Source organism: Thermococcus henrietii, assembly GCF_900198835.1.
Lineage (GTDB): Archaea > Methanobacteriota_B > Thermococci > Thermococcales > Thermococcaceae > Thermococcus > Thermococcus henrietii.
The window spans coordinates 1709805-1729455 of sequence record NZ_LT900021.1 but is presented as its reverse complement, the minus strand read 5'-3'; the positions used below and the strand labels follow the sequence as shown (position 1 = coordinate 1729455).

Below are 19651 nucleotides of genomic sequence, written 5' to 3'. Positions count from 1 at the left end.
TAGGTTAGCCTAACCTAATTGGGGGGTGGTGCCATGCTCGTGAGGCTCGGGATTCCCTGGATTGAGGAAGTACTCCCCAAGGGGTTTCCGGCGAACACATCAACACTCGTCAGCGGGCCCGGCGGCTCAGGAAAGCCCCTAATCGGCTACATCTTCGCCTCCGGCTGGCTCAAAAACGGTGGAGCGGTCGTCTTCCTCCTCACGAGCACGACAGTTGAATACCTTCAGAACACGATGAGGCTCCTCGGTGCGAGCCTTGAGCGGTACAGGAGAAGGGTCTTCTTCGTTGAGCTCGACCCGACGATTGAGGGAATCGAACTCGTCTCCGACAACCACGTCAGGGCCAACTTTGTGAAACCCAACGTCTGGGACGAGGCTATAGCGCTTGGAAGCGTCTACCTCAGCAACTCCCATCCGCCCTTAGGCACCATGGTGGTAGGCTCCGCGCTGAACCTGCTATTCTTCTCGCCGACCTATGGAAGGGCCATCCACGAAAAGATTAAGGGGGCACTGAGCGTTGATAAAACGAAGACGTATTTCCTGACCGTGAACACCGACGTCTTCAGGGACATGGTGGAGGAGCTGGAGAAGGTAGCCGACAACCTCATGTTCAGCAGGATGGAGAAGCCGATGAGGCTCTTCCTGAGGGTCGAGCGGGTGAAAGGCGCTCCCTTCGAGCGGAAAGAAATCGAGGTTCCTCTCTCGAAGGAAATCCTTGAGGAGATTAGGAAGGAAGCGGAGAGGGGCAAGAAGAACCTGATTCCCGCTATAAAGCGGCTCTGATTGGAGGCGGGTGAAGTGAGAATTAGAAAAAACGTGCTGAACCTTCCCTCATGGGAGCCCGTTGGGGAGCCAGAAGTGAGAATCCGCCTCGACAGGAACGAGAGCCCCTTTGACCTGCCGCACGGCCTCAAGAGGGAGCTCTTCTCGGAGCTCTCGCGGATTCCCCTGAACCGCTATCCTCCGGCTTTTCCCACCGACGTCGAGGCGAAAATCGCCGGAGCCCTCGGGTTAAGCCCCGAAAACGTCATGCTCGCCAACGGGAGCGACGAGCTGATAGGCCTAATCCTCAAGCTCTTCGAGGGCGACCGGGTAGTGATAAGCTCGCCGACGTTCGGGATGTACTCCTTCTTCGCGGCCGTCGAGGGGCTGAAGGTTGAGGACGTCCCCCTCGGCGAAAACTTCGAGCTCGGTAACATCGAGGCCCACGCGGAGAACGCGAGGGCCGTCTTCATTTGCTCTCCCAATAATCCGACGGGGAACGTCCAGCCCCGGAAGAGGATTATCGAAGTGCTTGAGACGGGGGCGCCTGTGGTGCTCGACGAGGCCTATGCCGAGTTCTCGCGGGAGAGTAGCACTGGCCTCGTGAAGGACTACGACAACCTGATAGTCCTCAGAACGTTCTCGAAGGCCTTCGGCCTTGCCGGGGCGAGGCTCGGCTACGCGGTGGCGAGTGAAGAAACCATGGAGCAGCTCAGGAAGCTCCGGCCCCCGTTCAGCGTGAACTCGCTCTCCCTCGCGACAGCCGACTTCATGCTCAACCATCTCGACTACGTGAGGAAAATCATCCGCTACATCGTCTCGGAGCGCGAGAGGCTCTACCATGCCCTCAGGCCTTACGCCTACCCGAGCGAGGCGAACTTCCTCCTGGTAAAGCTCGACGCCCATGACTTTCTCCTTGAGCGCGGGATTGCGGTTAAAAAGCTCTCCGGAAGGCTTGAGGGGCACATTAGAATAACGGTCGGCAGAAAAGAAGAAAACGATGCGCTTCTGGATGCCCTGCGGGAGTTTTTGGAGGTTGCCCCATGAGGCTCCTGACCTCCTCCCCGTTCTGAAGGGCGAGGGTTCCAACGGTTTAACCCCTCGCTGGGGATGGGGAGGTTTGAGGGGTCTCATTCAAACCCACTAAAAAGTGGGTCTTCGAACCCCTCTGGCCGGGCCTTCGGCCAATTACCCCTCCTCTGAGCGTACAAACCGCCCAGATTCGGGGTTATGGTTTTGACAATCTTCTTCAAAATATTAAACGCTCCAACCAAGTCCGCGTTAAAGACAAGCCCCGTCGCGGGACACTTAAATAACCCACGAACAAAACGAGCCCCTTCATGAGGCTTCCCGCAAACGGGACAGGTCTTAGAAGTGAAAGCCTCATTCACAACCAAAACCCGAATACCATACTCCTCCGCAACCTCAGTCAAGCGTTTGATAACGTAATTAAACCGCCAAACGTGAGAGAGGATAAAATTCTGCCTTTTGCCCTTATCAGAATTCCGAGCTATGCCCTTAGGATAACCAACCACTATTTTAGAAACGCCTAACTCGTAGAGCTTCTTGACCGTTTGTCTAACTACCGTGTTGATGTAGTGCCTCGCCTGAAGTTTGGACTTCTCATGCATTCTCTTGAGTTTCCTGCTCGTCTTTGCTCCAGACTTGTTGAGTTTTGACTGATACTCAGCGATTTTTCTCCGCCAGTAGAAGTCAATACTCTTTAACGGTCTTCCATTCACAAGGAAGCTTTCCCCGTTTTCCACATAAACGGCCATCAAATTGTTAACTCCGAGGTCAATTCCTGCCGAAAGGCTTCCCTTTGGAGTTCTCGGGAGTTTAATCCAATTCTCACCTTCAAGTTTTTCCTCGACGGTAACGCTCAAGTGGGCATACCATTTCCGCTTTACAGGGTCGTAAGTGATTTCTAACCGCCCTTGCTTGCCCTTCAAGTGTATTCTTCCCTTGAATTGGATTTCAAGGCGTTTGAATTTGCCAAAGCCTTTTAGAATGAGCTTATTTCCTTCAATTTTGTATTGGTCGTTTCTCAGGACGATTAATGGTTTCCTCCTCCCGTCTTCTTTCAAGTAATTTGGTGGTTTTGGCTTAAGCCAGTTGGGGAGTTCTCCGTTACGCTTTTTGCGGAGGAGGGAGAAGAAGCTCCGCCAGGCTTCCGAATTCTTCCTCGCTATTTGCTGGACAGTTGCAGAGCCAATTTCCCGCTTAAACTCCTCATAAACGGTCTTCTCGGTTGAATTGAAGTCCACGATTTGTTCTTTGAAGTATTGTTGTATTCTCAGGTAGTTTACTCGGTTCCAGACTTTGGCTCCAGTGTCGGCTAACTGGTGGAGAATTTTCGCCTGCTCTTTGGAGGGCTGGAGTTTTACCGTCACGCTTCTCTTCATTTCAAAGTATGGTATGAATTTTAAGCTTTAAAAAAGTGTCGCTTTCCCGTTTGAAGGTTGTTTGGTTGATTATTGCATCCCCGCCCTAAAGGGCGAGGCTTTCAAAAGAAAAATGTAATCGGCGGCTTTCACTATCCGTCCAGAGAGACCCTCGATAGACTTGCCGAGATGACGGAGTTCATGGCCCCCGCCCACTGCTCGGGCGAGGAGGCAAAGGCCTACGTGCGGAGAAAGTATCCTGGGAAGTTCGTGGCGGTGATGACGGGAAGCGTTATCGAGCTTTAGCCTTCGGACGGACTATGGGAAGGAGCGAGAGGAAGAGGAAGACGGAGGCGAGGGCGAAGTTGCCGGCAAAGCCGAGCAGTGAAACGACGAAACCACTCGTCAGGTTGCCGGCTATGGCCCCGAGGGAGCTCACGAGGTTGTAGGCCCCTATCAGCGTCCCCTTCTTTTCGGGCGGGGCGAGGCGGGAGATTACGGCGGTCGTTGATATGCCGATGAATGCCCACGTGTAGCCCGCGAGGAAGTAGGATACGAAGGCGAGAACCGGGAATAGGGGCCCCTTGGTGGGCGTTGCAACAGCGAGCAGGAGGAACGCGAGTCCCCTGAGGAGGAGACCGAACCTGAGTGTTCCGTAACCACCCCTCTCCCTAACGCGCCTCCCCACGCGGGTGTACATGTAGGCCGAGATTGAGGAGTTCCCTATGCTCATCAGGTAGAGCACCGAGGCCCCGAAGCCCCTTGCCTTCAGCAGGACGGGGAACTGGGTGAAGTAGAGCATGGCCCCAAACCAGAAGAGGAGGGCCGAGATATAGAGTCTCCCAAAACCGCAGGTGGAGAACCTTGGGAGGTGCGTTATAAAGTTCGGGAGGTAGCGGAACTTCTCGACGACGTAGCCCGCGTAGACCCCGAGGACTTTTCTGTCGAGGTGAAGCGGGACCTCCCTTATCGTCCGCATTCCCCACGGGACGGAGAGCAGACCGATTAGGCCAAGAACGGCGAAAATCCACCTGATGGGGAGCAGGTGAGACAGGATGAAGCCAATCACGAGCCCGAGCACCCACGCCCAGCCACCTATTTCGTTGAACCTCCCTATGGCGCAGTCCCAGTCCTCAAGGCGGAAGACCTTGGTTATTATGAGGACGGGAATCGGGACGGTCGCGGCTATGAAGAAGGTGTAGATTGCGTTTGCGAAAACCACCGATGGAATGCTCCCCGCGAGGGCGAACAGAAATGTCGACAGCGCCGTCCCGAGGAAACCGAGTATCAGGAAGACCTTCCGCCTGTTGAGCCTGTCGCTGAGCTTTCCCCAGAAGAGGCCACCGAGCATCGAGGACAGACTTCCGACCGCGTTCACGAGGCCGACTTCCCTCGGGCCACCACCGAGCTCCATTGTGAGGAGGGGAATCAGGGGAGCCGCTCCGCCGGTTGAGACCTTGAATGGGATGAAGGAGTAAAACCACCTCTCCGGATTCGGCCGGTGTCTCATCTGGCTCTTTCTCTCAAGCTTCTTCAGGTTCGTTCTCTTGCGTTTCTGACTGACCGCCATGGGCGCGGGAGAAAAGGAGAGGGTTTAAAAACCTAACCCTCAGTCCTCGTCGTCATCCCAGCTCCAGTCCTCTTCCTCGTCCTCCCAGTCTTCCTCGTATTCGTCGAAGTCCTCGTAGGCGCCCTCGACGCTCTCGAGGGGGTCAAACTCCTCCTCTTCCTCCTCAACCTTGGGCTGAACCTTCTTCCTCGGTGGATACATCTCAACCACCTCGCCCCGCTCAGGGGCACTCTACGGTTGGTTAAAGGGTTAAAAACTTTTCTTTTCCATTTTCACGGCAATTATTCGGTTTTCTAAAATTTTTAACTGTTGAGAACAAAGTTCGGCCTCAAAAACGGCCTCATCTGGGAGAAAGGTTTATATACCATTGCCCAACCCGATGATGCCCCATTCCAAATATTGGGGGAATTCAACAATGGAAGCCATAAAAACAGCCCGTTCCGAATCTTATAGGTCCAAAGAAGGCCTTTCAGTGAGTGAATCCGAGGCAGGTGAGGGGCCCGGCGGCCTCGGCAGGCTCTTCCGCGCCACGGTTTTGGAGGAGCTCCTCGGCGTTAGGGAGGTCTACGTCGACTACGAGGGCGTCAACCCAACAGGGACCCACAAGGACAGGATTGCCCTTGCCCACGTTGGTGAGGCCGTTAAACGCGGTTTTCCGGGGATAACGGTCGGCACGTGCGGCAACTACGGCGCCGCGATAGCCTATTACTCTGCCCTCGCGGGTTTGAAAGCGGTGATATTCGTCCCCAGAGGCTACACCCTCGAAAGGCTTCCCGAGATGAAGGCACTCGGTGCAGAAGTCGTAGAGGTTCCGGGCACCTACGAGGAGGCCGTCAGGGCCAGCAGGGCCTTCGCGAGGGAAAACGGCTTCTACGACGCCAACCCGGGGAGCAACCGCGCCGTTGACATAAGGGCCTACTCCGAGATGGCCCTCTGGATTGCGTCAAGGGTAAACCCCACCACGGTCTTCGTACCCCTCGGCAACGGGACGACGATGGCAGGCCTCTGGGAGGGGTTCAGGAGCATTGGCCTGGCCCCGAGGATGGTTGGCGTGACCACCGCTTTTGGCAACGAAATCCTGAGGAGGTTCTACGGCGATGGAAACGAAGACTTCGCGGAGACTGAACTCAACGAGCCCCTCGTTTCGGAGAGGTCCTTCGATGCAGATGGAGCACTGAAAGCCGTCCGCGAGTCAAACGGCTACGTCTTCGGATTCGCCGACGACACCGCCCTGAGGTGTGCCGAGCTGATGCGCGTCGCGGCAGGGATAAGACCCCTTCCCGCGTCGGCTTTAGTGCTGGCCGGTCTCGTGAAGTTCGTGAGGAAATTTAACCTGAGGAACGGACGGTTCGTCCTCGTCGTCACTGGGGGTGTCCGGGTTGGATGAGGCGCTAATCCTTACCGAGGGGCGTTATCTAACGACCGACGGAAAGACCGCCCACGGCCTCGTGCGTTATTCGAGGCAGTTCAAAATCGTGGGGCTAATAGATCCAACGCTCGCCGGTAGGGACGCCGGTGAAGTCCTCGACGGAATAAGGCGCGGAATCCCGATATATGCCTCTCTGGAGGAGGCGCTCCACGAGAATCCAAACGCAAAGTGGCTCATCATCGGCGTCGCAACTCCGGGAGGAAAACTGCCTGAGAACTATCGGAAAATCGTTGAAGAAGCAATAAGGAACGGCCTCGGCGTTGTGAACGGCCTCCACGAGTTCCTGAGCGACGACCCCTACTTCAAGCACCTCGCGAGGCGCTACGGCGTGGAGATAGTTGACGTGAGGAAGATTTTCTACAATATGAGGATTCCCTTCACCGGGAAGATAGCGGAGGTTAAAGCGGTAAAGGTGGCCGTCCTCGGAACGGATGCGGCGATAGGAAAGAGAACCGTTGCGATAATGCTCCACGAGGCGTTCAAAGAGCTCGGCTTAAAGAGCGAGTTCATAGCGATGGGCCAGACCGGCTGGATGCAGGGCTTCAGGTACGCTATAGTCACGGACTCGATAATAGACGACTTCGTGCCGGGGGCGATAGAGGACGTCTTCTACCGCGCCTGGGTTGAGGAGAGGCCAGACGTAATCGTCACCCACGGCGAGGGCTCGCTTCTCCATCCGGCATTTCCCGGCGGCTTTGACCTGATTGCCGCGGCGAGACCCGACTTCATCGTCCTCCAGCACGCCCCCGCGAGGAAGACCTTCGACGACTTTCCCGAATTCAGGATTCCCCCGCTTGAAGTTTACATCCAGCTCATAGAGCTCCTCAGCGGGAAGAAGCCCGTGGCGATAACGATTAACTCCTCCGGCCTGAGCGATGATGAGGCCCTTGAATGGGCGAAACGCATCGAGGCCGCGACAGGGATTATGACGCGCGTCCCCTTCCTCCAGGGGGTCGGCGATATAGCGAGGCTTATCCTGCGGCTCTCCAGGCGGGAGGTGACGGGCCGTGAGCCTGCCAGAGCTGAAGTGCTTTGACTACATCGCCATAGAGCGGCCGAGGATTTCTTCGAGGCACATCAAAGCGCGCTACGTCCTCGGAATTGACGGCGAGGAAAAGGGCTACGAGCTCGTTCACTCCTACCGCGAGAGGATTCCTAAGATAGAAGCCTTTGCCAAGCTCATGAGCATCGTCCCAGCTATAAACTACGGCCTCTTCACGCCCGAAATTCGGTTCGAGTTCACCCTCGATAGCAGGGACATGAGGTTCTTTGAGGACATGATGCGCGTGACCGCGAGAGATATTTTCGTGAACAGAATCGCGAATCCGAGCGAGTTCCTAAGGCCGGAGTTTGTGCCGAAGGAGATAAAGCCCGAGATGGCCGAGCCGATGGCGAAGCTAACTCCAGAGGGAATCGAGGAAGAGGAGATAGACTTCGAGCCCGACTACTCCCGCTGTGCGGTCATGCTCAGCGGCGGGAAGGAAAGCCTTTTGACCTACGGCCTCATGAAGGAGCTCGGCTGCGAGGTTTACCCGTTCTTCTACAACGAATCCGGTGCCCACTGGCGCGTGGCGGTTCCTGCATACCGCTGGTTCGAGGAGAATGAACCGAATACAAGGAAAGTCTGGAGCAACGCCGACAGGCTCTACACCTTCATAGAGCGGAACATGAGAATCCTGCACGGCGTCGGGAGGAGGAAGAGGGCCGAGGTTTATCCAATCAGGCTGTTCTTCTTCGAGGGCTACGCCTTCGCCTTCCTGCCGCTGCTCTACAAGTACTCCATCGGCAACCTGCTCTTCGGCAACGAGTACGACGACCCCCGCTCTTATGAACCGTTTCACGGGATAGAGCACTACAACGCCACCTACGACCAGAGCCAGGACTTCGAGCTCTACATGACGCGCTGGTTCGCTGAGAGGGGCCTTAAAATCCGCCAGTGGTCGGCGGTGAGGCCTTTGACGGGTCTCATAGTGGAGAGAATTCTCCACAGCCGCTATCCAGAACTCTTCGCCCTCCAGAGGAGCTGTCACTCGGTCCACAGGGAGGGCAACGACTACGTTCCCTGCGGAACCTGCTTCAAGTGCAACGGAATCCTTACCTTCCTGCTCGCCAACGGCATCAATCCGAGGTTGATTAAGTACAGGGACTGGCACATAGTCACGCTCCCTGAAAGGCTGAGGAAGGGCCTCGTAAGGCTCGACCGCGATGAGCTCGAACACTCGCTCTACCTAATAAAGCGCCGCTTTCCCAACTTCCCGCTCGATGGAAAGCCCCACTGGCACGTGGAGATGGTGCACTTCGACGGGAAAAGCTCAAGGATTGATGCAATTCCCCAGGAGTTCAGAGAAAAACTCTACTCGATTTTTGAAGGCTACACTAGGGGTTACGCCTACCTGAAGGGGAACAAATGGGTGAGGATAACGCGTGAGGAGGCTGTCAGGGGTGTTCTTGGGGAAGAAACCGAAGGAAAAGCTCCCGCCGATTGAAGAGACGGCGAGGGACTTCAAAGTGGTTGACGGCGAGTCCTACCTCGACGAAATCTTCGAGTACGACATGGATGTCAGCAGGGGCTTTTCAAGGGCGGAACTGAGCGATGAGGACTACGTCTCCGCCTACTCAAGGGTCATAAACCGCCTCTTGGCTCATGGTGAGCACAAGTTTTTTGTTGCGGTGGACCCCTACGGGAGGTACCTCGGCCACGTCTGGGTCTGCATCATGGAGGACACCGTTGACTTCGTGCCAACGGCATACATCCTTGACGTCGAGACGAAAATTAGTGGCCTCGGAATCGGCTCGGCGCTCCTCGAAAGGGCCGAGGACTGGGCGAGGGAGAAAGGAGCCTCAAAGGTCTCGCTCCGCGTCGAGCTCGACAACCCTGCCTTGAACTGGTACAGGCGCAGGGGCTACCGTGAGAGGGCCTTCATCCTCGAAAAGGAACTTTAACCTCCCGTTTTTAACCCTCCGTTCAAAAAAGGCCTTTAAGTTTCCCCTTCGCACTACCTTCGATGCTCGTCAGGGGAAAGGTCGTCGGAAAGAACGGCACCGCCCGTTTTGAGGTCAAGAAGGCGAAAGGGGGTCTAACGCTCAGGGCGGAGTTTCCTGACGGAGAACCGTTCGATTACTCTGTTGACTGCCCCTGCCTCGAACCACTTGAGCTGGTCGGCCTTCTCCTGCCGGCCTTCGAGGAGCGCATCGGCGAAATAGAGGGTGTTTTCGTCGAGGATGTTGAGGAAGAGAAATCTGTTCTGAGAAGGATTAGGGAGTTGCTTGGGAAACTAAAAGGAAAGAAATAGCTCATTCCTGTCCCTTGAACAACTTCTTCAGGTTCCTCTCAAACGGCGGGTAAACGACGCCCCTGTCGGTTATTATGCCGGTCAGATACCTGTGCGGTGTAACGTCGAAGGCCGGGTTGTAAACGTCCACATCTGGAGCGATTCTGCAACCGCCGCAGGTCAAAACTTCCTCCGGCTTCCGCTCCTCAATTGGTATCTCCTTCCCGCTCTTCAGGCTCATGTCTATCGTCGAGAGCGGTGCAACCGTGAAGAACGGTATTCCGTGCTCCTTCGCGAGAACCGCCAGTGTGTAGGTGCCTATCTTGTTGGCGAAGTCGCCGTTGGCCACTATCCTGTCCGCGCCGACTATTATCGCGTCAACCTTCCCCTGCTGCATAACAAAACCGGCCATGTTGTCCGCTATTAGTTTCAGCGGAATTCCATCGTAGTGGTACTCCCAGGCTGAAAGCCTGGCCCCCTGAAGGACGGGTCTCGTCTCGTCCACCCAGAGGAGCTTCAGCGTTCCGTCTTTGTTCATCACGCGCAGAACAGCCCCAACGGTCCCGAGCTGGACGGTAGCCAAGCTCCCGGCGTTGCAGTGGGTGAGAACGTTGCCCTCAGGCAGGGCCTCAGCGCCGTAGTGACCCATCCTTAGGTTCGCCTCGACGTCTTCGTCCGCTATCCTCTGCGCCTCGGCAACTATGAGCTTCTTTATTTCCTCCAGCGGACTCTCGGCGTTTTCCTCGACGAGCTTCTTAATCCTGTTGAGCGCCCAGAAGAGGTTTACGGCGGTGGGGCGCGTGTTCCTCAGCCGGTCGTAGGCCTTGTAAAAGCCGTCCATGAACTCGTCCTTGGTTCTGGCTTTACTCGTGTCCGCGTAGAGGGCAAGACCGAAAGCAGCCGCCGCTCCAATGGCCGGAGCACCGCGCACCTTCATCGTGATGATTGCCTCAGCTACTTCATCAACTGTTCTCAGCTCGATGGTCTTGAACTCCCTTGGCAGGAGCGTCTGGTCAATCATGATAACCTTTCCAGTCTCGTAGCGAACGCTCCTCGGGAGCCTCGTGAGTTCTTCAGGTTTATACCTTATCTCCACCGCGACCACCCCAAAGGGTTTAAGGGAGGAACTTAAAGCTCCTTCGGTGATGAAAAATGGTCAGGGTTTTCGTGACCGGCCCGGCAGGGGTTGGGAAGACGACGCTCGTCGAGAGGGTCGCGAGGGAAGTCGAGAGGTGGGGCTACATCGTTGGGGGCATGATAACGAAGGAAGTCAGGCGAAACGGAAGGAGAATAGGCTTCAAAATCATCGCCCTCGACACCGGTGAGGAGGGAACGCTCGCAAGCCTGCGCGGAACGTCGCACTTGCCAGGGGTTCCCTTCGGAAAGTACGTCGTCCACGTTGATGAGCTTGAACGGGTTGGTGTTTCAGCAATAAGGCGCGCGCTGGTCGAGGCGGATTTGGTTGTAATAGACGAAATAGGCCCGATGGAGTATAAGAGCGACGAGTTCGTGAAGGCAGTCGGCGAGGTGCTGAACTCGGACAAACCCCTTCTGGCGGTCGTCCACAGGAGGATGATTGACAAGTTCAGGCCCCTTGGAAGGACCCATATTCTAAGCGTTGAGAACAGGAACAGGGAGTTCGGAATAATCCTCGATGAGATAATGAGAGAGCTGAGGGGCTAAAGGTTGAGACTGTCCTTACAGCTCTCGCAAATCCACCTTTCCTGGCCCTCTATGTAGACCTTGTAGAGTGGACCGTACTGACCGCAGAGCTCGCAGATTCCGTAAACCTCGGTCTCCTCAACGGTTTCCTCTTCCTCCTCGCTGTTCATGCTGTTGAGGGCTGCCAGCAGGTCCGCCGCGGTAACGAAACCGAGGGGCTTTCCAAGGCGCGTTACGAGGAGCCTCCTTATGCCCTTCTCCATCATCTTGTCTATTGCATCGCTTATGTCATAGTCATCCTCAATCGTTATCGGGTTCCTTGTCATGACTTCGTGCACCCTGACGGTCTTAGGGTCGCGTCCCTTCGCAACGACCTTGTCGAGGATGTCGCGGTCGGTGATGACCCCAACTATCTCGTCGTCGTCCACGACAACGGCGCTCCCAACCTTGTGCCTTGAGAGTATCCTTGCAACCCTCTCGATGGTGTCGTCGGGCTTCACAATCACTGCCTTTCTCTTGACTACCTGTCCCACGGTCATCATTGGAATCTCACCCCACGAGTTGGGGTTGATTTGAGTTTCTTAAAAACGTTTCTTAAGAAACCACCCTGCGGAAATTACGATGACGAACGTCATTATCGCGAGTAGGGCGGGAACGTAATCCCCCGAGTGGCCGGCCCTGCTTGTCGTCTCGGCCGAGAACATTTTAATTGTCTCCGTCCCGCTACTCCTCTCAGATGACAACATTTTCTCCGCGGCCCAGTAGACGAGTGCGGAAAGCCCCGTTGCAACCGAGAGGGTTATGACGCGCAGTTTGTCCAACGGTGACGTTCTCCGCTCGGCTGGGCGCGGGAGCAGTAGAATCGGCCGGCTTGATGCCCTGTAGAGTTTGACCTCCTGCAACCTTTTGCCGTACTTTTTCCCGGTCACTTCAACGAGACCCACACGGAGAAGTTTGTCAAGATGGTATGAGACTGTTGATATGGGCATGTCGAGCTCCTTTGCAATCTCGCTCATCGAGAGCTCACGCTCGCGGAGAATCCTCAGAATGGCCATCGACCTCTCGCTGGCGAGAACCTGCGCGAGCTCGCGAACCCGCTCATCTGTAACGTCTATGGTCTCGTACTCCAACGGGCCCACCAGAAGGGGTACGGGGCGGTGCTATTAAACTTTGCTTCTCAGAAGAAACCCGAAGGAAAAGGAAAGGGGTCAAATTCACGGCTTCTCGAGGATAATCTCGATGGTCGAGGTGTTGGCGGTCCTGCCGTCGGCAGTCGGGAGCTCCTCGGTGCCTATCTTGATTTCCTTGACCCTGACCTCGGGGAGGAACCTGTTCCTGACAATCTCGGCGACGTCAACGGCCCTGCTGATAGCCCTACCGCGAGCCTTGATGCTGACCTCCTTAGCGCCCTCGTTGAACTGGGTTATCACGGCGAGGACGTAGTTCATAACCGGCTTCTTTCCGATGTAGACGACGTGCTCCTCAGCCATTTCTGGCACCTCCGGAAGTTTTGTCATCAGCCTATCGCGGGCATAGGGTTAAATACTTTTCGGTTCTATCTGTGGGAAGGGCTTTTTAAGTGGCGAGCGCATCTCAAAAACGCTCGTTTGCCCGGCTGATATTGACGTATAGTTGTCAAAAGAAAACGTTTTAACATCCAAAATAATCACGAGAATGGTGATTGGAATGGCGGTTCACCCGATTGACTACCGCTATGGAAGCGAGGAAATGAGGCGCATCTGGGACGAGGAGAACAAGCTTCAAAAGCTCCTCGACGTTGAGGCCGCTCTGGCAAGGGCCCACGCGAAGCTCGGCAACATTCCCGAGGAAAGCGCCCGCGTGATTTCCGAGAGAGCCAGCACTGAGTGGGTGAAGCTCGAGCGCGTCAAGGAGATAGAGGCGGAGATACACCACGATATAATGGCCGTCGTTAAGGCCTTAAGCGAGGTCTGCGGTGAGCACGGAAAGTACGTCCACCTCGGCGCGACCTCCAACGACATAATCGACACCGCCAACACGCTCCTCATAAAGGAGAGCCTTGAGCTCATCGAGCGCTACCTTAGGGAGCTCCGCGACGTGCTAATGAAGCTCGCCGAGGAGCACAAGTACACCGTCTGCATCGGCAGAACCCACGGACAGCACGCGGTTCCAACCACATACGGCATGAAGTTCGCCCTCTGGCTCGACGAGGTTCAGAGACACCTTGAGAGGCTTGAAGAGCTCAAGAAGCGTGTTCTCGTCGGCAAGATGCGCGGTGCCGTTGGAACTGCTGCCTCCTTCGGGGAGAAGGCCCTTGAGATTGAGAGGCTCGTCATGGAGGACCTTGGCCTCAGGCCCGCGCTGGTAACCAACCAGCTCGTTCCGCGGGACTTATACGCAGAGCTGATGATGTTTTTGGCCCTCGTTGCTTCTACCCTCGACAAAATAGGCCTTGAGATTAGGAACCTCCAGAGGACGGAAATCCTTGAGGTCAGCGAGCCCTTCGGAAAGAAGCAGGTTGGCTCTTCGACGATGCCCCACAAGAGGAACCCGATAAGGACGGAGAAAGTCTGCGGTCTGGCGAGGGTTCTCTACTCGAACGTTATCCCCGCGCTCCTCAACAACCCGCTGTGGCACGAGAGGGACCTCACGAACTCCTCGGTCGAGCGCGTTATCCTGCCCGAGAGCTTTGTTCTTCTCGACGAGATGCTCCGCGTCACAATCCGCGTTCTCAAGGGGCTGGAGTTCTTCCCGGAGAACATCGAGCGCAACCTCTACCTGACGAAGAACCTCATCATGGCCGAACCGCTGATGCTCAAGCTCGCCGAGAGGGGCATGGGCAGGCAGGAGGCGCACGAGCTCGTTAGGCAATTGGCCATGAAGGCCTTTGGGGAGGGAAGGGACTTCCTTGAGGTCGTGAAGGAGAGCGAGGAAGTTAGAAAGTATCTAACCGATGAGGACTTGGCCTCGCTGAAGCCAGAGAACTACATCGGCGTTGCCCCCCAGATAGTTGACAACGTGCTCCGCCACATCCGTGGGCGTTCTCTCTGATTCCTTCATTTTTATCACAAACTCTCTTGATTCTTGGGAGGGTGTTTACTGTTTATGTTCTTATTATGTTTTACAATCTTCTTAGTGATTTTATTATTCTCATCAGCATTTTTATAATAATTTAATTTTAGTTAGTTTTTTTCTAATTTTAAAAGGGGATTAAAACCTCTATATTAAGTAAATTTTCACATATAGAAAATTGTATAAAATCCAAAGAATCTACTTACTTGGTGAGTAAAATGCTGGCTGAAATATTTGGCCACCTGTCCCGCTTGCTCTTGTAGGGGAATCACACGTGGTGAAGCCCGCATCAATTCCAATTTTTCCCATTACAATTCATCGTGGTTAATGCTGCGGTTAACGTCTGGAAGGCCTAGATTTGTGCGGGGGAACATAGAAAATACGGGGAGGGTGCCTTTGTTGTTCACCGTTAGAGATGAGTGGCAATACTGAAATACTCTTCATGCGTTTCTCCTGCTAATGCACTTTTCTGCTCGTTGGTTTGAGATATAATGTACCTTATATCTAAAAACATCGAATAAAAATATGCATTGTCAATCGTGCTCAATTAAAGAGCATCAACCTATATCAAGCATTATTCCAGGTAACTTACCTCGTTACTTGCACCCCTCTGTCAAGAAGTTAAACGCCTGGGCGAGCTCACCGGTTCGGTCTATATCCTCTACAGACTCGACTACGAAGAATTCTTCGTATATGGGGGGAGTTGAGATGAGCGAGTACAAACACCTTGGCCCCCTTGGCGTGGGAGATTATCACGGCAAAGCTTGGAGAAGTTCTATTCGTAAAGAACCGCACCAAGCCTTTCTTCAAGGAGAATCCCCGCACAGGTGAGGTTGAGCTTGTCATTCCGCTTGGGTCTCTGAACCGGCTGGAGAGGGAAGTCCTGAAGGCGGTTGGGTATTCCCCCAAGCCTGTGAGAGTTGGAGATGGCGTCGTCATTGCGTTCGTTATACCTGCAAAGGAAGGGATTGCAATTGACCCCCGCCTGCCCGAGCTAATCCTTAAAACGTATCACGGTTCTTGATTTGAGAATAAGAATATCTTCTTTTTTGTTTATTGTTTCATATTTTCAACTTTTTCTTGTAGATTTTCCCTCAAATCTAATTTTCTTAAGTTGTGTTTAAATTGTATATTTTAAAAAGAATTATTAACTTAATTTTAATAATTTTTATTTACAAATTTTTATCGTACTCAAAAATTATTTTATTAAGTCACAATAATTAACATAAAACAAAACATAATATTAAAACTATCAAAAGTAAAAACCCTCTGAAAATTTTTAAGTCACTCGGTAATTAGGATGCCCTAAAAACAAAGGAGACATTAGAAAGGGCTGTTTGACAAGAAGACTGAGGAAAATGTCCAAGAAGGAGTTTAAAAAGACAGAACCTTAGATTTCCTCTTCAAATCTCCTGGGAACCTCGTTCCCCTGGGGCAGAATTATGAGCTCCCTCCCCTCAACGAGCATCTGGGCGACCTTCTTTCGGGCCGAATTGAGCGCTCTCCAGACGGTGCCGCGGGAGACACCCATTCTCTTTCCCGCCTCCTCCTGAGTCAGGCCCTCATAATCCACCAGCCGGAGGGCTTCAAACTCCTCATAGGTCATAAAAATCGGCGGTTTCGGCTGGCTGACCGGGGGCAACGCAGGATAGAAGTGTCTAACCTGGGGAATGAACCCAATCATTCTCATCTTCCGCCTTCTTCCTCTACCTCGTCCCCATCCAGGTCCTCCCATCGGCATTCTTCGGCCTCCTCCCCTCAGGTTTGTCCAGTTAGAGTTATAACCTTAACGGGGAAGCCCAATCGGTGGGAGCATGTTCAGGCTCGTGGAGAGAAAAATCGGCTGGCACAAGGACTTTGACAGCTCGCATTTCCTCGCCTTGCCCTACGACAGCAAGTGTCTTAGAATTCATGGACACACCTACAACGTGGACGTGGAGGTATGGGGTGAGCTGAACGAGAACGGCATGATTTTCGACTTCAACCACCTCAGCAACCTAATTAAGAGGCTCGACCACAGGATTCTCGTCAGCGAGGATTGGGTCCTCGAAAGGAGAGATGGCAGAGTCGTGGTCGAGAAGAACGGCAAGAGGCTCGAACTGCCCGAGGATGAGGTTGTAATCCTCGACAAGCCCAACGTTACAGCTGAATACATAGCCGAGTGGTTCGCGGAGAGAATAGCGGAGAAGGCCGGGGAGAACGTGAAGCGAATCCTCGTTAAGGTCTGGGAGGACCCGAGGAGCTACGCGCAGGTAGTCCTCGAGCGTTAGCTTTCTTCAATCTTTTTCCTCAGCTCCAGGGCCCGCTCAAGAAGCTCGTCGTAGTACTCGTCGTTGAACTTTTCGGAAGCTTCCCTTGCGAGGTCTTCGATTAGCTTCGCATACGCTAAAGCGGTCTCTCTGTCTTCATGCTCCGCTATCATGGGCACCATGCTCACAAGGTAGCCTATGAAGGAGCCAAGAACCCTGTCCCAGTCTTCCCCGAAGCCGTTCTCGTTGAGCCAGCCTTTGAGCGTCAGGAACACCTTCACCGCCGGCCTCACAACGGCGTACTCGTTGAAACGGCGGTAGCGTATGAGCAGGTACTGGAGGAGTGAGAGGAGCACCTGACCAACGACTTCCTTACCGACTGCCCTTTCCGCAAACCGCTGAAAGGCGGGAAGACCTTTTTCCCCACTTTCGAGGAAAGCTGTGAGTAAGTTTGGATACGGTGGCGCGTACTGGCTGAAGTCGACATCGTTCAGCTCCTCAAGCTCGGGCAGGATTGCGAGCAGTGCCTCCTTGGTCTTCATCGAATCACCCAAAGCGTTAAAGCGTGGCCGTCTTATTAGCTTTGAGGTGGGAGCATGGAGTTCAAGCCGGGGCGAATTTTCCTGCTTAGGGTTCCCGAGGGGGAGGACCTGCTCTATTTTGTAAACAGGTTCGCGGAGGAGAAGGGAATAAAGACGGCGATTGTTAAGGGCATAGGTTCGCTCAGGAACCCGGTCGTGGGCTACTACTCGGAGGAAACTCGCGGCTATAAGCGGATTGAGCTCGTGGGAACCTTCGAGCTGCTGACCCTGCTCGGCAACGTCAGCATCAAGGATGGGCGGCCCTTCGCGCACCTCCACGTTACTCTGGGCAACGCCAGCGGCGACGTTTTCGGGGGACATTTGATGAGAGGAGAGGTCTTCGTCGCAGAGCTGTATGTGCAGGAACTCCTGGGGGAGCCGCTGGTGAGAAAAGAGAGGGGAAACAACCTCAGCCTCTGGGACGAGGAGCCCCTCTGAACTTTTTCCACATTACTGTGTAGTGCCACACAATCACTCCAAAGACGCCGACGAACTCTGCCGGTGCTATCCCTGGGAAGCTGTTCTTCGCCCAGAGGGCCAGCGCCCAGCCGACTGTGAAGAGGGCTATGCTGAAGACCGCAAGCTCCTTTTCTCCAGAGAGGCCCAGTCCAATACCCGTGACAAGGAAACCAAGGCTCGAGAACACGAAAAAGGCCCAGCTGACGTAGTAGTGGGGGCTCGTTCCCTCCGGAAAGAGACCGATTAATGCGAGGAAGGCCAGCCCAACGATGAAAACTCCAATGCCGAGTTTTTCCATGGTGTTGCTGACTTCTCCGATGAGACCGACCGCGTAGTAAATCGCCAGAACGGCAGAAACTATGAGCGAGACGTTGAGGACCCAGTTGTGGGGCAGGCCGAGCTTTCCGAGGTCACTTATCGCGTTGTCGGTAAGCCTCCACCACGAGCGATTTATGAGAATCGCCGTCCCTATGCCTGTGAGGGCCACTATCGGCGCAAAAATCCCCGCAAGGAGCTGACTTCGGTTCATAGCCACCACGTTAACGTACTGTAGAAGAATTGAAAAGGATTTGCTTCAGAAGACCGAGTTCAGCCTCCCTCCGTCAACGGGAATCATCGCGCCGTTGATGTAGCTTCCCAGGTCGCTCGCAAGGAATGCGACGAGGTAACCTATCTCCTCGGGCTCTCCGAGCCTTCCGAGGGGTATCGGCTTCGCGTAGTCCCTTAAAGCTTCTTCGACGCTCTTTCCTTCCCTCTTTGCCCTGTCCTGGGCGAGCTGAATCATTCTGTCGGTCCTGATTATGCCGGGCATTATTCCGTTGACCGTTATGCCCTTTGGCCCGAGCTCCTTCGCGAGGGTCCTCACGAGGCCCGCCATCGAGATTCTGACGACGTTGCTAAGGGCAATGTTGGGAATCGGCTCTCTTATGGCGACGCTCGTGGAGTAAACTATCCTGCCAAAGCCCTTCCTTTCCATCGCGGGAACGAGGGCCCTGGTGAGGTAGACCGCCGGATAGAGGAGCAGGTTGACGGCGCTTTCCCAGTCTTCCATGTCCATCTCCATAAAGTAGCCCGGCTTGGGCCCGCCGGTCGAGAAGAAGAATATATCTGGCTCCCCTATGTTCTCGAGCTCTCGAACCGCTCTCTTAAGGTCCCCTCGCTTCGTGAGGTCCGCGACTATGTAGTGCACCTCGACGTCGCTTTCGCCCCGTATTTTCTCCCGCGCCTTTTTGAGGTTCTCCTCACTCCTTGAGAGAAGGATTACGTCAGCGCCGGCCTTTGCCAGGACCCTCGCGACGCCGAAGCCTATTCCCTTGCTCGAGGCGGTTGTGAAGGCCAGCCGTCCGGATAGGTCTATACCCAGCATGGTATCACCGATGAAGTTTTTATCTTTGAGCATAAAATTATTTCTCGTAGAAAACTCTGTAGTGCTGGACGTATTTCTCCTTTTCAAGGAGAAATTCATCGTCTTCGGGGTAATACTTTGCCAGCTCGGGGTTTTCGCCGGCGAAGCGCTTTATGGCCTCCATCGAGTCCCAGACCGTTATGAGGAGAAAGTGGGCAACGTCCCCTTCGTCCCTCCTCGTGAAGTAGAGCTTCAAAAGGCCCTCAACGGAGCCGTAGTCCGGAACCGCCCTCTCGATGAGGAACTTTTCATACTCATCGGCCTTCTCAACCGGAACCTTCCCGTGCCAGAGTCTAACAATCGCCATGAGCAATCACAGGATACATAAAGAGAGAAAGGGATATAAAAAGGCTCAGTACCAGCCGCCCCTTCCGCGGCCCATACCGCGACCTCTTCCCATTCCTCCGCCGCGACCCATGCCCCTGCCCATGCCACGGCCCATTCCCATGCCACCGCCGGGACCCATTCCTGCACCTCCCTGAATTCCGGGCTGGAGTTCACCGCGGAGGAGCGCCTCAACGGCTTCCCTGACGGTCATGGTCGGGGGAGCTGAGTACATTCTTATGCCTGCCGCCTGAAGGACGCCGTAGGAGTTTGGCCCGAACTGGCCCGCTATTACTGCATCAGCTCCCTGGTCAATGGCGAACTGCGCCGCGGTAACGCCCGCTCCCCTCGGCTGGGAGTAGCCCGGGTTCGGGACGACCTGGACGTTCACTATCTCCCCGTTCTCGACGTCGACAATCGTGAAGGTCGGAGTTCTTCCAAAGGCTTGGTTAACGCGGTCGTCGAGTCCGCCGTTTATAGTGGACACAATAATCCTCATTCAC

At 54.6% G+C, this 19651-nt stretch carries 24 protein-coding genes and 1 pseudogene; 12 read left to right on the top strand and 13 right to left on the bottom strand.

From position 1 onward, the window contains the following. Positions 1-33: 33 nt before the first annotated feature. Positions 34-783: an ATPase domain-containing protein gene (locus CS910_RS09470; protein ID WP_099211498.1), complete on the top strand. Its 750-nt coding sequence runs from the start codon at positions 34-36 to the stop codon at positions 781-783. Between the two features lie 15 nt (positions 784-798). Further along, positions 799-1809, top strand: coding sequence for a histidinol-phosphate transaminase (gene hisC / locus CS910_RS09465; protein WP_099211496.1), 1011 nt, complete (start codon positions 799-801; stop codon positions 1807-1809). Positions 1810-1855: 46 nt separating this feature from the next. Here the strand turns inward: hisC and CS910_RS09460 are convergent. The 3 genes and pseudogenes from CS910_RS09460 to CS910_RS11995 all read right to left on the bottom strand — a co-directional run bounded on the left by CS910_RS09460 (position 1856) and on the right by CS910_RS11995 (position 4917). Further along, positions 1856-3167: pseudogene (locus tag CS910_RS09460) on the bottom strand (RNA-guided endonuclease InsQ/TnpB family protein). Between the two features lie 271 nt (positions 3168-3438). Continuing rightward, positions 3439-4716, bottom strand: a complete 1278-nt coding sequence (locus tag CS910_RS09450; protein ID WP_099211494.1) for an MFS transporter — start codon at positions 4714-4716, stop codon at positions 3439-3441. A 39-nt stretch (positions 4717-4755) separates the two neighbouring features. Then, positions 4756-4917: a hypothetical protein gene (locus CS910_RS11995; RefSeq protein WP_173866246.1), complete on the bottom strand. Its 162-nt coding sequence runs from the start codon at positions 4915-4917 to the stop codon at positions 4756-4758. A gap of 271 nt (positions 4918-5188) precedes the next feature. On the opposite strand from CS910_RS11995, the gene CS910_RS09445 reads away from it, so the two are divergent. From CS910_RS09445 to CS910_RS09425, 5 genes are all read left to right on the top strand, one after another. Beyond that, the gene (locus tag CS910_RS09445) at positions 5189-6103 is read left to right on the top strand and encodes a pyridoxal-phosphate dependent enzyme (RefSeq protein ID WP_223211955.1); all 915 of its coding nucleotides are present in this window, start codon (positions 5189-5191) and stop codon (positions 6101-6103) included. Beyond that, positions 6096-7181, top strand: coding sequence for a DUF1611 domain-containing protein (locus tag CS910_RS09440; RefSeq protein WP_099211490.1), 1086 nt, complete (start codon positions 6096-6098; stop codon positions 7179-7181). The genes CS910_RS09445 and CS910_RS09440 overlap by 8 nt, the downstream gene beginning before the upstream one ends. Continuing rightward, on the top strand, positions 7153-8631 hold the full coding sequence (locus tag CS910_RS09435; protein ID WP_099211488.1) for a hypothetical protein: 1479 nt from the start codon (positions 7153-7155) through the stop codon (positions 8629-8631). The genes CS910_RS09440 and CS910_RS09435 overlap by 29 nt, the downstream gene beginning before the upstream one ends. Next, positions 8588-9088 (top strand): GNAT family N-acetyltransferase, encoded by a 501-nt coding sequence (locus tag CS910_RS09430; protein ID WP_173866281.1) that lies wholly within the window; start codon positions 8588-8590, stop codon positions 9086-9088. Before CS910_RS09435 ends, CS910_RS09430 begins: the two co-directional genes overlap by 44 nt. Positions 9089-9150: 62 nt before the next feature. Next, on the top strand, positions 9151-9438 hold the full coding sequence (locus CS910_RS09425; protein ID WP_099211486.1) for a hypothetical protein: 288 nt from the start codon (positions 9151-9153) through the stop codon (positions 9436-9438). A 1-nt stretch (position 9439) separates the two neighbouring features. Here the strand turns inward: CS910_RS09425 and mtnA are convergent, their stop codons facing one another. Continuing rightward, entirely contained in the window at positions 9440-10513 is a 1074-nt protein-coding gene (gene mtnA, locus CS910_RS09420) for an S-methyl-5-thioribose-1-phosphate isomerase (RefSeq protein WP_099211484.1), read from the bottom strand. Between the two features lie 56 nt (positions 10514-10569). On the opposite strand from mtnA, the gene CS910_RS09415 reads away from it, so the two are divergent. Next, positions 10570-11100, top strand: coding sequence for an NTPase (locus CS910_RS09415; protein WP_099211482.1), 531 nt, complete (start codon positions 10570-10572; stop codon positions 11098-11100). Here the strand turns inward: CS910_RS09415 and CS910_RS09410 are convergent. The 3 genes from CS910_RS09410 to albA all read right to left on the bottom strand — a co-directional run bounded on the left by CS910_RS09410 (position 11097) and on the right by albA (position 12569). After that, on the bottom strand, positions 11097-11621 hold the full coding sequence (locus tag CS910_RS09410; RefSeq protein ID WP_099211480.1) for a CBS domain-containing protein: 525 nt from the start codon (positions 11619-11621) through the stop codon (positions 11097-11099). The two genes, CS910_RS09415 and CS910_RS09410, sit on opposite strands and share 4 nt — an antisense overlap. A 39-nt stretch (positions 11622-11660) precedes the next feature. Then, complete coding sequence (locus CS910_RS09405) at positions 11661-12218, bottom strand: ArsR/SmtB family transcription factor (protein WP_223211954.1); 558 nt, start codon at positions 12216-12218, stop codon at positions 11661-11663. A gap of 75 nt (positions 12219-12293) precedes the next feature. Further along, positions 12294-12569 carry a DNA-binding protein Alba gene (gene albA, locus CS910_RS09400; RefSeq protein ID WP_013467275.1) on the bottom strand — a complete coding sequence of 92 codons (276 nt, stop codon included), beginning with the start codon at positions 12567-12569 and terminating at the stop codon, positions 12294-12296. 196 nt (positions 12570-12765) lie between these two features. Here albA and purB point away from each other — a divergent pair, with 196 nt between their 5' ends. Both purB and CS910_RS09390 read left to right on the top strand, forming a co-directional pair. Beyond that, complete coding sequence (purB, locus tag CS910_RS09395; RefSeq protein WP_099211476.1) at positions 12766-14109, top strand: adenylosuccinate lyase; 1344 nt, start codon at positions 12766-12768, stop codon at positions 14107-14109. 757 nt (positions 14110-14866) lie between these two features. After that, positions 14867-15154, top strand: coding sequence for a hypothetical protein (locus CS910_RS09390; RefSeq protein ID WP_099211474.1), 288 nt, complete (start codon positions 14867-14869; stop codon positions 15152-15154). Positions 15155-15520: 366 nt separating this feature from the next. On the opposite strand, the gene CS910_RS09385 is transcribed toward CS910_RS09390, so the two are convergent. Beyond that, positions 15521-15871, bottom strand: a complete 351-nt coding sequence (locus tag CS910_RS09385; protein WP_042690444.1) for a DUF134 domain-containing protein — start codon at positions 15869-15871, stop codon at positions 15521-15523. 73 nt (positions 15872-15944) lie between these two features. On the opposite strand from CS910_RS09385, the gene CS910_RS09380 reads away from it, so the two are divergent. After that, positions 15945-16400, top strand: coding sequence for a 6-pyruvoyl trahydropterin synthase family protein (locus tag CS910_RS09380; RefSeq protein WP_099211472.1), 456 nt, complete (start codon positions 15945-15947; stop codon positions 16398-16400). Here the strand turns inward: CS910_RS09380 and CS910_RS09375 are convergent. Next, positions 16397-16921, bottom strand: a complete 525-nt coding sequence (locus CS910_RS09375; RefSeq protein WP_099211471.1) for a hypothetical protein — start codon at positions 16919-16921, stop codon at positions 16397-16399. The two genes, CS910_RS09380 and CS910_RS09375, sit on opposite strands and share 4 nt — an antisense overlap. 54 nt (positions 16922-16975) lie before the next feature. Here CS910_RS09375 and CS910_RS09370 point away from each other — a divergent pair, with 54 nt between their 5' ends. Further along, a complete protein-coding gene (locus CS910_RS09370; protein ID WP_042690435.1) occupies positions 16976-17398 on the top strand; it encodes a PPC domain-containing DNA-binding protein in 423 nt (140 codons plus the stop codon). On the opposite strand, the gene CS910_RS09365 is transcribed toward CS910_RS09370, so the two are convergent. From CS910_RS09365 to CS910_RS09350, 4 genes are read right to left on the bottom strand one after another with little or no spacing between them, the layout of a single operon-like run. Beyond that, positions 17370-17948, bottom strand: a complete 579-nt coding sequence (locus tag CS910_RS09365; RefSeq protein ID WP_099211469.1) for a DUF998 domain-containing protein — start codon at positions 17946-17948, stop codon at positions 17370-17372. The two genes, CS910_RS09370 and CS910_RS09365, sit on opposite strands and share 29 nt — an antisense overlap. 45 nt (positions 17949-17993) lie before the next feature. Further along, complete coding sequence (locus CS910_RS09360) at positions 17994-18785, bottom strand: SDR family oxidoreductase (RefSeq protein ID WP_099211467.1); 792 nt, start codon at positions 18783-18785, stop codon at positions 17994-17996. Positions 18786-18822: 37 nt separating this feature from the next. Then, positions 18823-19131, bottom strand: a complete 309-nt coding sequence (locus CS910_RS09355; RefSeq protein ID WP_099211465.1) for an antibiotic biosynthesis monooxygenase — start codon at positions 19129-19131, stop codon at positions 18823-18825. A 45-nt stretch (positions 19132-19176) separates the two neighbouring features. Continuing rightward, positions 19177-19647 (bottom strand): NifB/NifX family molybdenum-iron cluster-binding protein, encoded by a 471-nt coding sequence (locus CS910_RS09350; RefSeq protein ID WP_099211463.1) that lies wholly within the window; start codon positions 19645-19647, stop codon positions 19177-19179. Positions 19648-19651: the final 4 nt, after the last annotated feature.

Bases quoted from the DNA above. Each gene is read 5' to 3' on its own strand.
- CS910_RS09470 (WP_099211498.1), top strand. From the start codon at position 34: ATGCTCGTGAGGCTCGGGATTCCCTGGATTGAGGAAGTACTCCCCAAG.
- CS910_RS09450 (WP_099211494.1), bottom strand. From the start codon at position 4,716: ATGGCGGTCAGTCAGAAACGCAAGAGAACGAACCTGAAGAAGCTTGAG.
- CS910_RS11995 (WP_173866246.1), bottom strand. From the start codon at position 4,917: ATGTATCCACCGAGGAAGAAGGTTCAGCCCAAGGTTGAGGAGGAAGAG.
- CS910_RS09425 (WP_099211486.1), top strand. From the start codon at position 9,151: ATGCTCGTCAGGGGAAAGGTCGTCGGAAAGAACGGCACCGCCCGTTTT.
- CS910_RS09415 (WP_099211482.1), top strand. From the start codon at position 10,570: ATGGTCAGGGTTTTCGTGACCGGCCCGGCAGGGGTTGGGAAGACGACG.
- CS910_RS09410 (WP_099211480.1), bottom strand. From the start codon at position 11,621: ATGATGACCGTGGGACAGGTAGTCAAGAGAAAGGCAGTGATTGTGAAG.
- albA (WP_013467275.1), bottom strand. From the start codon at position 12,569: ATGGCTGAGGAGCACGTCGTCTACATCGGAAAGAAGCCGGTTATGAAC.
- purB (WP_099211476.1), top strand. From the start codon at position 12,766: ATGGCGGTTCACCCGATTGACTACCGCTATGGAAGCGAGGAAATGAGG.
- CS910_RS09385 (WP_042690444.1), bottom strand. From the start codon at position 15,871: ATGCCGATGGGAGGACCTGGATGGGGACGAGGTAGAGGAAGAAGGCGG.
- CS910_RS09380 (WP_099211472.1), top strand. From the start codon at position 15,945: ATGTTCAGGCTCGTGGAGAGAAAAATCGGCTGGCACAAGGACTTTGAC.
- CS910_RS09375 (WP_099211471.1), bottom strand. From the start codon at position 16,921: ATGAAGACCAAGGAGGCACTGCTCGCAATCCTGCCCGAGCTTGAGGAG.
- CS910_RS09370 (WP_042690435.1), top strand. From the start codon at position 16,976: ATGGAGTTCAAGCCGGGGCGAATTTTCCTGCTTAGGGTTCCCGAGGGG.
- CS910_RS09365 (WP_099211469.1), bottom strand. From the start codon at position 17,948: ATGAACCGAAGTCAGCTCCTTGCGGGGATTTTTGCGCCGATAGTGGCC.
- CS910_RS09360 (WP_099211467.1), bottom strand. From the start codon at position 18,785: ATGCTGGGTATAGACCTATCCGGACGGCTGGCCTTCACAACCGCCTCG.
- CS910_RS09355 (WP_099211465.1), bottom strand. From the start codon at position 19,131: ATGGCGATTGTTAGACTCTGGCACGGGAAGGTTCCGGTTGAGAAGGCC.
- CS910_RS09350 (WP_099211463.1), bottom strand. From the start codon at position 19,647: ATGAGGATTATTGTGTCCACTATAAACGGCGGACTCGACGACCGCGTT.